General features: G+C 67.7%; 9 protein-coding genes and 1 pseudogene. 6 read left to right on the top strand and 4 right to left on the bottom strand.

The features are described from left to right. Window positions 1–43: 43 nt before the first annotated feature. Window positions 44–784, bottom strand: coding sequence for a GntR family transcriptional regulator (locus VA603_RS10910; RefSeq protein WP_323438838.1), 741 nt, complete (start codon window positions 782–784; stop codon window positions 44–46). Between the two features lie 657 nt (window positions 785–1,441). On the opposite strand from VA603_RS10910, the gene VA603_RS10905 reads away from it, so the two are divergent. Continuing rightward, complete coding sequence (locus VA603_RS10905; RefSeq protein ID WP_323438837.1) at window positions 1,442–2,668, top strand: CaiB/BaiF CoA transferase family protein; 1,227 nt, start codon at window positions 1,442–1,444, stop codon at window positions 2,666–2,668. A gap of 145 nt (window positions 2,669–2,813) precedes the next feature. On the opposite strand, the gene VA603_RS10900 is transcribed toward VA603_RS10905, so the two are convergent. Continuing rightward, a complete protein-coding gene (locus VA603_RS10900) occupies window positions 2,814–3,293 on the bottom strand; it encodes a tRNA (cytidine(34)-2'-O)-methyltransferase (protein WP_323438836.1) in 480 nt (159 codons plus the stop codon). A 41-nt stretch (window positions 3,294–3,334) separates the two neighbouring features. Continuing rightward, window positions 3,335–3,739 (bottom strand): hypothetical protein, encoded by a 405-nt coding sequence (locus VA603_RS10895; RefSeq protein WP_192286985.1) that lies wholly within the window; start codon window positions 3,737–3,739, stop codon window positions 3,335–3,337. Window positions 3,740–4,091: 352 nt separating this feature from the next. Here VA603_RS10895 and VA603_RS10890 point away from each other — a divergent pair, with 352 nt between their 5' ends. From VA603_RS10890 to VA603_RS10870, 5 genes are all read left to right on the top strand, one after another. Further along, a complete protein-coding gene (locus VA603_RS10890; protein ID WP_323438835.1) occupies window positions 4,092–6,953 on the top strand; it encodes a M16 family metallopeptidase in 2,862 nt (953 codons plus the stop codon). 167 nt (window positions 6,954–7,120) lie between these two features. Beyond that, window positions 7,121–7,438: a DUF4156 domain-containing protein gene (locus VA603_RS10885; RefSeq protein ID WP_132863682.1), complete on the top strand. Its 318-nt coding sequence runs from the start codon at window positions 7,121–7,123 to the stop codon at window positions 7,436–7,438. A gap of 119 nt (window positions 7,439–7,557) precedes the next feature. After that, the gene (locus VA603_RS10880; protein WP_132863681.1) at window positions 7,558–8,574 is read left to right on the top strand and encodes a 3-oxoacyl-ACP synthase III; all 1,017 of its coding nucleotides are present in this window, start codon (window positions 7,558–7,560) and stop codon (window positions 8,572–8,574) included. An 82-nt stretch (window positions 8,575–8,656) separates the two neighbouring features. Next, window positions 8,657–9,550: an alpha/beta fold hydrolase gene (locus VA603_RS10875; RefSeq protein ID WP_323438834.1), complete on the top strand. Its 894-nt coding sequence runs from the start codon at window positions 8,657–8,659 to the stop codon at window positions 9,548–9,550. A 157-nt stretch (window positions 9,551–9,707) separates the two neighbouring features. Next, the gene (locus tag VA603_RS10870) at window positions 9,708–10,397 is read left to right on the top strand and encodes a phospholipase D-like domain-containing protein (protein WP_132863678.1); all 690 of its coding nucleotides are present in this window, start codon (window positions 9,708–9,710) and stop codon (window positions 10,395–10,397) included. A gap of 57 nt (window positions 10,398–10,454) precedes the next feature. Here VA603_RS10870 and VA603_RS10865 read toward each other — a convergent pair. Beyond that, window positions 10,455–10,663 (bottom strand): annotated as a pseudogene (locus tag VA603_RS10865) (YkgJ family cysteine cluster protein); the annotation flags it as partial.

Below are 10,663 nucleotides of genomic sequence, written 5' to 3'. Positions count from 1 at the left end.
GCGGCCGGCGCGTCCAGGTACGATCCGCTCGACGCAGGGCCGTTCAACGATGGCTGCGTGAGAGCACCATCGAATAGGCGAAGCGTCCCGGTGGGTGCAGGCTGATGGTGATCAGCAGCAGGCGGCCCTGGGCGTCGCGGTAACGGCGTTGCACGCGCAGCGCCGGTTCGTGCTTCCTGATATCCAGCAGCTTGGCGTCACCGGCGTCGAAGGCGGTGGCGTCGAACACCTGTTCCACCCGCGACAACCGCCCCGGCTCCAGGAACCGGGCCAGCGTGCGCGCGGTGCTGGCGATGTCCAGGAAGCGCTCGGTGGGCACGCCGGTGCGGATCGGGATCAGCACCTCGATGACCGCGCCGGGCGCGTGGGTGTGTTCTTCCAGACGCAGGCAGTGCAGGCGCAGGTAGTCCTTGCCTTCGGCGATGTCCAGGTACTGCGCCATGGCCAGGTCGGCGATCAGGCGTTCGGCTTCGAGCACCTCCAGGCGGGCGGTGTTGCCGTACTGCATCAGCAGGTCGACGGTGTCGATCTGCTGCTCATAGCGCATGGCTGCGTTCTGCGCGATCACGCGGGTGCCCGCGCCCGGACGGCGCTGCACCAGCCCGGCGCTGATCAGCTGGGCCAACGCCGCGCGTGCGGTATGGCGGCTGACGTTGAAACGCTCGCACAGCTCCAGTTCGGTCGGCAGCAGGGTGCCCACGGGGTGGTCACCTTTCTCGATCGCCGCCTGCAGCAGGTCGCCGAGTTCGGCGTAGCGGGGCTTGCTGCGTCTGGTACCAGTCATCTGTACGGATCCTTGTTCAACGTCATTGCGAAGGCTCCTGCCCGCAACGTCCAGGCCCCGGCGATGTCCCATGACGGCCCGGAAGGCCAGGGCAGCGGCGTGCGTGGGATGGCCGGGGTTGGCCGGCGCTGCTGTCCGCATCCAACCACGCCGTGATCGCCGTTGCCGGAGGCCGCATCGCGTTGGGTGGGGACGGCAATGATGCCGTGGCCGGGCGTGGGTTGGCGAGCACCGGCATGACCTCACGTCGCCTGCCTGCAGGCCCGTGCCTGCGCTTGCGCTGCCCGCTTGTCCCAATGACGTGACGCTTGTGCGACGTCCACCGCTGTCAGGCAGTGGATTGAACCACCGGTGGAATGATCACCGGCAGCGCGTGCGGCACGAAACGGAATGTTGCGCGCGGCCGGCACCTGCCGTACCTCTGCACGCGAGGTGACACCTGTGGCGACGGTGCCGGCGTGCGGTGGCGGGACACACGCAATGGCTGGCGGGCGGCCTTCAGGCGCTGGCGGGCATGCGTGGGCCGCGCAGGATACCCGAAGCCCGGCGCGGTGCGCTTGCCCTGGGCTGGCCGGAAGCAGCCCGGCAGCCCGCTACCATGGGTGATGCGCCGCAGTGGTGGCGCCTTCCCCGGGTCCGTGCTGCAGGGTGGCTGAAATGACGTTGCTTGAAGGTGTCCGTGTCCTTGACCTGTCGCGCATCCTGGCCGGGCCGTGGTGCACGCAGGTGCTGGCCGATTTCGGCGCCGACGTGATCAAGGTCGAACGCCCCGGCGTGGGCGATGACACCCGCGGTTGGGGACCGCCCTACCTGAAGGATGGTGACGGCAACGACACCGCCGAGTCGGCGTATTACCTGTGCGCCAACCGCGGCAAGCGCTCGCTGGCCATCGACTTCACCACCACCGAAGGGCAGGCGCTGGTCCATGCACTGGTCGGGCGCTGCGACGTGCTGGTGGAAAACTACAAGGTCGGTGGCCTGGCGAAGTACGGGCTGGACGCTGCCAGCCTGCTGGCGATCAACCCGAAGCTGGTGTACTGCTCGATCACCGGCTATGGCCAGGACGGTCCGTACGCGCAGCGCGCCGGCTATGACGCCGCCATCCAGGCCATCGGCGGGTTGATGAGCGTCACCGGCGAGCCGGATGGCGCGCCCGGCGCCGGCCCGCAGAAGGTGGGCGTCGCCGCCACCGACCTGATGACCGGCATGTATGCGGCCACCGCCATCCTGGCCGCGTTGCGCCATGCCGAGCGCACCGGCCGGGGCCAGCAGATCGATCTGGCATTGCTGGATACACAGGTGGCCTGGCTGGCCAACCAGGCTTCGAACTATCTGGTGGGTGGCCTGGTGCCGGACCGCCAGGGCACCGCGCATCCCAACATCGTGCCGTACCAGGTAATGCCGGCCGCGGACGGCTACTTCATGCTCGCCGTGGGCAACGACGCGCAGTTCGCGCGGCTCTGCGAGGTGATCGGCGAGGCGCAACTGGCCGTTGACCCGCGCTATGCCACCAACCGTGCCCGTGTCGCCCACCGTGCCGAGCTGGTGCCCCACCTGCAGCAGCGGCTGCGGATGCGGCCGGCCGCCGAGTGGCTGGCCGCGCTGGAGGCCGCCGTGGTGCCGGCCAATCCGGTCAACCGCATCGACCAGGTGTTCGACGACCCGCAGGTACAGGCCCGCGGCCTGCGCATCGATGTGCCGCATGCCGCCGGCGGCTCGGTGGCGATGGTGCGCAACCCGCTGAAGTTCTCGGGCACGCCGTTGCAGTACACGCAGGCCGCGCCACTGCTGGGGCAGCACACCACGCAGGTGCTGGGAGAGGTGCTGGCCATGGGTGAAGCGCAACTGCAGCGGCTGCGTGGGCAGGGCGTGATCGGCGGGTAGTCTGTGGGTTGAAGCGCCCCCTCCCCAACCTTCCCCTTGGCTACGCCAAAGGGAGGGAGCGGAAACGGGTTTTGCTGCGAACGATCCGCTCGCGCAGAAGACCCCCTCCCTTGCGCCGCATGCACAGGGCAGGGATTGGGCGCGTTTACGCGCCGCCCGGGAACCCGTGCTGGCGCCACGCCTCGAACACCACCACGGCGACCGAGTTGGACAGGTTCAGGCTGCGGTTGTTCGGTTGCATCGGCAGGCGCAGGCGGCGGCCGTCGGGCAGGGCATCAAGTACTTCCTGCGGCAGGCCACGGGTCTCCGGACCGAACAGGAAGGCATCACCGTCAGCGAAGGACACGCTGTCGTAGCGCACGCTGGCGCGGGTGCTCATGGCGAACAGGCGTTTGGGCGCAATGCGCGCCAACGCGGTGTCCAGGTCCGGGTGGACCTGCATCTGCGCGTACTCGTGGTAATCCAGGCCGGCGCGCTTGAGCTGCTTGTCACTGAGGTCGAAGCCCAACGGCTCGATCAGGTGCAGCCGCGCGCCGGTATTGGCGCATAGCCGGATCACGTTGCCCGTGTTGGGCGGGATCTCGGGCTGGTACAGCAGGACATCGAAAACGGGTGCGGAAGTCATCGGCGAAGTTTACGCCGCGGTGCCTCCCGCAGGGCGTGGGCTTATTTGGCGATCACGCTCTGCACGACCACGCCTTCGACGGCGCCGGCGGCCATTTCCACGGCCTTGGCCTGCACCTGCTCCAGGTCCGGGCGGACGTTGACGGCCGGCAGCGAGACGATCCACTGGCCAACGTTGGCACCGATGGCCACCGGGGTGTTGGCGGCCAGGCGCGAGGCGGCCTGTTCTGCCATCAGCTCGACGATCTGGCCGACGGTCGGGCGCACCTGCACGGCGGCCAGGGTCGGGATGCTGCTGTTGGCTTCATGGGTGGCCTGGGCGATCTGGTCGGCCGACGGGCGGACCTGCACGGTCTCCAGGGTGGTGATGTCCGAAGCGTGCACCGCGGAGGCAAACCCGGTGCCGGCAACGAGGGCGATGGCGAAGGCGAGGGACTTGGCGTTCATGGCGATACCTATGTGGTGTGTGTGAACAGCGGTGTGGTAGTAAAGTAGTACACCAAATATCGGGATGCAAGAACTTTTTCAACTTCCCGAGGTTTATTCAGCATCCAGTCATGTTGCTTTGGGGTTGATCTGGACGCACTCAGGAGTACGCAGGACGCGTGCCAACTGCATCTTGTTGAATTGAAAGGATGTTTTTGATTCTGAAAGTGTCCGCTGTCCGGACACAGGGTGTGCGCAGGGGTTGTCCGCGGACACCGGCCGCCGTTGACGGGCGGCCATGACGCTTGGCGTATGCGGTGGAAGGCGCAGGACGGTTAGGATCGGCGCTCACTTCATGCCCAAGGAACGTGGAATGAACGCTGCACCCCGTATCGCCCTGTTGACCCTCGCGCTGAGTGCTGCCCTCGGAGGATTCGTCGGCACGCCGCTGCCGGCGCAGGCCAAGACCAAATCGGTGACCGCCGCAGCCACCGTCGACATCCCCTATGACGAGTTCACCCTGCCCAACGGGCTGCGCGTGCTGGTGCACACCGATCGCAAGGCGCCGATCGTGGCGGTCAACCTCTGGTACCACGTGGGCAGCAAGGACGAGCCGGCTGGCCGCAGCGGCTTCGCCCACCTGTTCGAGCACCTGATGTTCAACGGCAGCGAAAACGCGCCGGGCGAATACTTCACGCCGTTCGAGGCGGCCGGTGCCACCGACATGAACGGCACCACCAACACCGACCGTACCAACTACTTCGAGAACATCCCGACCACCGCGCTGGACATGGCGTTGTGGATGGAGTCCGACCGCATGGGCCACCTGCTCGGCGCCATCGACCAGAAGACCCTGGACGAACAGCGCGGCGTGGTCCAGAACGAAAAGCGCCAGGGCGAGAACCAGCCCTATGGCCAGCTGCGCGAAGTCGTCTCGCGCACGATGTTCCCGGTGGGCCACCCGTACCACCACACCACCATTGGTTCGATGAACGACCTCAACGCGGCTTCGCTGGAAGACGTGAAGACTTGGTTCCGCACCTGGTACGGCCCGAACAACACGGTGCTGGTGCTGGCCGGCGACATCGACGTGGCCACCGCCCGGGAAAAGGTCGCCCGCTACTTCGGCGACATCCCGGCCACCCCGACCATGTCCCAGCCCAAGGTGGACGTGGCGGTGCTCGCGCAGAACGGCCGCACCGAGCTGGAGGACAAGGTCCCGCAGGTGCTGGTGCAGCGCATGTGGAACGTGCCGCAGGTCGGCGACAAGGACGCCGACCTGCTCGACCTGACCTCGCAGGTGCTTGGCGGCAGCGCCAGCTCGCGCCTGGACGAGCGCCTGGTCCACCGCGACAAGCTGGTGGACAGCGTCAGCACCAGCAACTACGGCTCGCAGCTGGCCGGCAACTTCTCGATCCGCGCGCTGGTCAAGCAGGGCGTGGACCCGGCCAGGGTCGAAGCGGTGATCGACGAGGAGTTGCAGCGCCTGATCAAGGACGGCCCGACCGCCGAGGAACTGGCCCGCGCCCAGACCGATTACCGTGCAGGCTTCATCCGCGGCATCGAGCGCATCGGTGGCTTCGGCGGCAAGGCCGACGCGCTGGCTTCCTGCGCCACCTTCACCGGCAACCCGGCCTGCTTCCGCGAGTCGCTGGCCACCGTGGCCAGCGCCACGCCGGCGACGGTGCGTGCGGCCACCGCCAAGTGGCTGGGCAACCCGAGCCACACCTTCGTGGTCAAGCCGGGCGAGCGCAAGCCGCTGGTCGAGGAGGCCTCGGCCAAGCCGGCGCCGTTCCAGTTGCCGGCGGTGGATGCCAAGTACACCACCACCGCCAGCAACGTCGACCGCAAGGCCGGCGTGCCGGGCGTGGACAGCTTCCCGCAGCTGGTCTTCCCGGCGCTGCAGCACGCCACCCTGAAGAACGGCAGCAAGGTGATCCTGGCCGAGCGCCATGACACCCCGGTGGTGAACATCAGCTACGAGTTCGCCGGTGGCTACTCCAGTGACCACGGCGGCAAGCTGGGCACGGCCAACTTCGCCAGCCAGATGCTCGACGAGGGCTCGGGTGAACTGAACTCGCTGGCGTTCAAGGCCCGTGCCGAGGACCTGGGCGCGCAGCTCAGTGCCGGTGCCGCGCTGGACGGTTCCAACGCCTACCTGTCGGCGTTGACCGAGAACCTGGACGCGTCGGTGCAGTTGTTCGCCAACATGCTGCGCACGCCGCGCTTCGACCAGGCCGAGATCGACCGCGTCAAGGGCCAGTGGCTGTCCGGGATCGCCCAGGAGAAGGCGCGTCCGCAGACCGCCGCGCTGCGCGTGCTGCCGCCGCTGCTGTACGGCGCCGACCATCCGTACGGCATGCCGTTCACCGGCAGCGGCACCGAAGCCTCGGTCGCGGCGATCAGCCGCCAGGACCTGCTCAACTACCAGAAGCAGTGGCTGCGCCCGGAGCAGGCCACGGTGATCGTGGTCGGCGACACCACGCTGGCGAAGATCGTGCCGGTGCTGGACAAGCACTTCGGCGACTGGAAGGGCGAGGGTGCCGCACCGGCGAAGGTGGACGTGGCCCAGGTGGCACGCCCGACCGCGCCGCGCGTGTTCCTGATCGACCAGCCCGGCGCGGTGCAGGCCAACATCTATGCCGGCGAGCTGATGCCCTCCACCCGTGACCCGGGTGCGGTGCAGCTGGAGATGTCCAACGAAGTGCTGGGCGGCTCGTTCACCTCGCGCCTGAACATGAACCTGCGCGAAGACAAGCACTGGTCCTACGGGGCCCGTACCGTGATCACTTCGGCGCAGGGCCAGCGCCCGTTCCTGGGCATTGCCCCGGTGCAGATCGACAAGACCGCCGAATCGGCCGCCGAGATGCTGCGCGAGATCGCCGAGTACGGCACCGGCAAGGTGCCGGCCACCCAGGCCGAAGTGACCAAGGTGGTCGACAACGACCTGCGCAGCCAGCCCGGCGCCTATGAAACCGCGCAGGCGGTGATGGGCACCATTGGTGGCATCGTCCGCTACGGGCGCCCGGACAACTGGGTGCAGGTGCGCAACGAGCAGGTGGCCAACTTCACCCCGGCGCAGGCCAGGGACGCGGCCAAGGCAATCGACCCGAACGCCCTGACCTGGGTGATCGTCGGCGACCTGTCCAAGATCGAGGCCCCGGTCCGTGCGCTCAAGCTGGGCGAAGTGACCGTGATCGATGCCGACGGCAAGCCGGTGGCCAAGGCCAAGTAAGCCGCAGCGCCCGCTCCCGTGCGCGGGAGCGGGCAGGCAAGGAGAAACAGGCCCCTCTCCCGCCCGCGGGAGAGGGGGTGGGGTGAGGGCCGCCCCCCGCGTCCGGGATCATGACGCGTTCATCCATTGACGGCACAATCCGTTCTGCACTTCACAAGGAATAGTCCATGCGCGTCCTGCTTCTGTCCGTCCTCATCGCCAGCACCGCCGCCTGCACCTGGGTGCCGATCGAGTCCAGCGGCAAGGCCACGCGCGTGCTGCCGGCCGGCCCGGTGGCGCCGGGCTGCATCAACAAGGGCGAGATCGTGGTCTCGGTCAAGAACAAGGTGGGCTTCTACAACCGCAACCCGCTGCGCGTGCAGGAAGAGCTGGAAACCCTGGCCCGCAACGAGGCCCCCAGCGCCGGCGCCAACGCGGTGCAGGCCACCAGCCAGCCGGCCGATGGCAGCCAGCGCTTCGCCGCCTACCAGTGCCCGCCGCGCTGAGCAGGGGGTAGCTGCGGCCCTGGCGACTCCATACGCCGGGGCCGGAATTTGTAAAGATGCGGTAAAAAGGCGCAGACGCTAGAATAGCGCCCCCTTCGCCTGAGTCTTGGCGCTTTCCGATGCCTTTCCAGAATGTCTCGATCGCGGGACTGGCGCATATTGATGCGCCGCATACGCTGACCTCCAAGGAAATCAACGAGCGTCTCCAGCCCACGCTGGAGCGCCTGGGGATTCGTGCCGACGTGCTTGGCGACATCGCGGGCATCCACGCACGGCGCCTGTGGGACCAGGGTACGCAGGCTTCGGACGCGGCCACCATGGCCGGCCAGAAGGCACTGGAAGACGCCGGCATCACCGCCGACAAGGTGGGCCTGCTGGTCAATACCTCGGTCAGCCGTGACTACCTGGAGCCGTCCACCGCCTCGATCGTGTCCGGCAACCTGGGCATCGGCGAGGACTGCGTCACCTTCGACATCGCCAACGCCTGCCTTGCCTTCATCAACGGCATGGACGTGGCCGCGCGCATGCTTGAGCGCGGCGACATCGACTACGCGTTGATCGTCGACGGCGAGACCTCCAACCTGGTCTACGAGAAGACGCTCGAGCGCATGATGTCCCCGGACATCACCGCCCAGCAGCTGCGCGACGAAGTGGCCGCGCTGACCACCGGTTCCGGTGCCGCCGCCATGGTGCTGGCACGCTCGGAGCTGGTGCCGGACGCACCGCGCTACAAGGGCGGGGTGACCCGCGCGGCCAACCAGTGGAACAAGCTGTGCGTGGGCAACCTGGACCGCATGGTCACCGATACCCGCCTGCTGCTGATCGAAGGCATCAAGCTGGCCACCAAGACCTTCGAGGCCACCCGCATCGCGCTGGGCTGGGCCGTGGAGGAGATCGACCAGTTCGTCATCCACCAGGTCAGCCAGCCGCACACCAACGCCTTCATCAAGGCCTTCGGCATCGACCCGAAGAAGGTGATGACCATCTTCGGCGAGCACGGCAACATCGGCCCGGCCTCGGTGCCGATCGTGCTGAGCAAGCTGCGCCAGCTCGGCAAGCTCAAGAAGGGCGACCGCGTCGCGCTGATGGGCATTGGCTCGGGCCTGAACTGCACGATGGCCGAGGTGGTCTGGTAACGCGCTTTTCCCTTCTCCCCAAGCGGAGAAGGGCTTTGATCACGGGGCCGGTTCTGCCGGCCTTTTTCGCAGGTGTGACCCGATGAGCACGTTCCCCGGCTACCCCAGCAACACCCACCGTTTCGAAGTACGCCCCGGCTTGTCGATGAACTACATCGACGAGGGCCCGCGCGATGGCGAGGTGGTGGTGATGCTGCACGGCAACCCGTCGTGGAGCTACTTGTGGCGGCACCTGGTCAACGGCCTGAGCGACAAATACCGCTGCATCGTGCCGGACCACATCGGCATGGGCCTGTCCGACAAGCCGGACGACAGCCGCTACGACTACACCCTGCAGTCGCGCGTGGATGACCTGGACGCGCTGCTGCGCCACTTGGGCATCACCGGCCCGGTGACCCTGGCCGTGCACGACTGGGGCGGCATGATCGGCTTCGGCTGGGCGCTGTCGCACCATGCCCAGGTCAAGCGCATGGTGATCACCAATACCGCCTCGTTCCCGCTGCCGGCGGCCAAGCCGATGCCGTGGCAGATCGCCATGGGCCGGCACTGGAGGCCGGGCGAGTGGTTCATCCGCACCTTCAATGCGTTCTCCTCCGGTGCGTCCTGGCTGGGCGTGAGCCGGCGCATGCCGGCCGACGTGCGGCGTGCCTACGTGGCCCCGTACGACAGCTGGGACAACCGCATCTCCACCATCCGCTTCATGCAGGACATCCCGCTGTCGCCGGCCGACAAGGCCTGGTCGCTGCTGGAGCGTGCCGCCGCGGCGCTGCCGTCCTTCGCCGATCGCCCCGTGTACATCGCCTGGGGCCTGCGTGACATCTGCTTCGACCATCACTTCCTGGCCGGCTTCCGCGCGGCATTGCCGCAGGCCGAGGTGACCGCGTTCGAGGATGCCAACCACTACGTGCTGGAAGACAAGCACGAGGTGATCGTGCCGGCGGTACGGGCATTCCTGGAGCGCAACCCCATCGCCTGATGCGCCTGGCGTGGCGGCGTGGCCGCCCGGGTGGGTGCACGCGTCTCCACGCCGCGTTGCTGCAGGGCGCTGAACGATCGGTGGCTTCGCCGCCGAGGCCGCTCCTGCCGGCGCTGTCTGTGCCAAGCTGTCCGCCTACCCGTACATGGAGCGATGGATGGATTTCGACAGTCTGGACCGTGAGCTGCGCGACAGCGTGCAGGACCGGGTGCTCAGCCCGCAGGAAAAGGTCGAGCTGCGCGAGCTCGGCGAAGAGCTGCCACCGGACCGCGTGCGTTTCCTGCGCAACCGGGCCTTCGACATCGCCCGCGAACAGATCGCCGCCAATCCGGCCGACGCGCTGCCGCTGCTCAAATGGGTCGAGCAGATCGTGCGCACCCTGGATGCCACCGCCGATGTCCCGGAGACCCTGAGCAGCGTCTACTTCTCGCCGGGGGATGCCTGCATGCAGCGCCTGCGCGGGCTGTGCACCAGTGCAAAGAAGAGTCTGGACATCTGCGTGTTCACCATTTCCGACGACCGCCTGACCAGCGTCATCCTCGATGCGCACAAGCGCGGCGTGCAGGTGCGCATCGTCAGCGACAACGACAAGCTCTACGACGATGGCAGCGACATCCGTCGCCTGCACGAGGCCGGCATCGCGGTGCACGTGGACCACACCCAGTACCACATGCACCACAAGTTCGCGCTGTTCGACGGCAAGCTGCTGGCCAACGGCAGCTTCAACTGGACGCGCACCGCCACCTCGTACAACGACGAGAACCTGGTGGTCACCAACGACCGCAACCTGGTGCGCAGCTTCGCGCAGGAGTTCGAGGACCTGTGGGGGCGTTACACCGCGCTGTGAAGCGCCCTGCAGCGGGCTGCCGGCTCGGCAGCCCCGGGTAAGCGCGGCGGCGGGAGCTCAGGCGGCGACCGGCGTGTTCGGTGGCGAGGAGGGGCTGTTGCCGTTGTCGTCGGGATGGTCGTCGTCATTGTCGGCGTCATCGCGCCAGCGCCAGTCCGCCAGGGTCAGCGGCGCCATGCCATGCGCGATGCGCGCGCGGTCGCACTGCGAGCTGGCCTTGCCGTACTCCCACGAGGCATCCACCTCGCGGCACACGCTGGGCCGGT

It is taken from the genome of Stenotrophomonas capsici, from assembly GCF_034961085.1.
Lineage (GTDB): Bacteria > Pseudomonadota > Gammaproteobacteria > Xanthomonadales > Xanthomonadaceae > Stenotrophomonas > Stenotrophomonas capsici.
This window is presented reverse-complemented; position numbering and strand designations above follow the sequence as displayed.

Excerpts from the sequence above, each read along its gene's own strand:
- VA603_RS10910 (WP_323438838.1), bottom strand. The coding sequence starts at position 784 with ATGACTGGTACCAGACGCAGCAAGCCCCGCTACGCCGAACTCGGCGAC.
- VA603_RS10905 (WP_323438837.1), top strand. The coding sequence starts at position 1,442 with ATGACGTTGCTTGAAGGTGTCCGTGTCCTTGACCTGTCGCGCATCCTG.
- VA603_RS10900 (WP_323438836.1), bottom strand. The coding sequence starts at position 3,293 with ATGACTTCCGCACCCGTTTTCGATGTCCTGCTGTACCAGCCCGAGATC.
- VA603_RS10895 (WP_192286985.1), bottom strand. The coding sequence starts at position 3,739 with ATGAACGCCAAGTCCCTCGCCTTCGCCATCGCCCTCGTTGCCGGCACC.
- VA603_RS10890 (WP_323438835.1), top strand. The coding sequence starts at position 4,092 with ATGAACGCTGCACCCCGTATCGCCCTGTTGACCCTCGCGCTGAGTGCT.
- VA603_RS10885 (WP_132863682.1), top strand. The coding sequence starts at position 7,121 with ATGCGCGTCCTGCTTCTGTCCGTCCTCATCGCCAGCACCGCCGCCTGC.
- VA603_RS10880 (WP_132863681.1), top strand. The coding sequence starts at position 7,558 with ATGCCTTTCCAGAATGTCTCGATCGCGGGACTGGCGCATATTGATGCG.
- VA603_RS10875 (WP_323438834.1), top strand. The coding sequence starts at position 8,657 with ATGAGCACGTTCCCCGGCTACCCCAGCAACACCCACCGTTTCGAAGTA.
- VA603_RS10870 (WP_132863678.1), top strand. The coding sequence starts at position 9,708 with ATGGATTTCGACAGTCTGGACCGTGAGCTGCGCGACAGCGTGCAGGAC.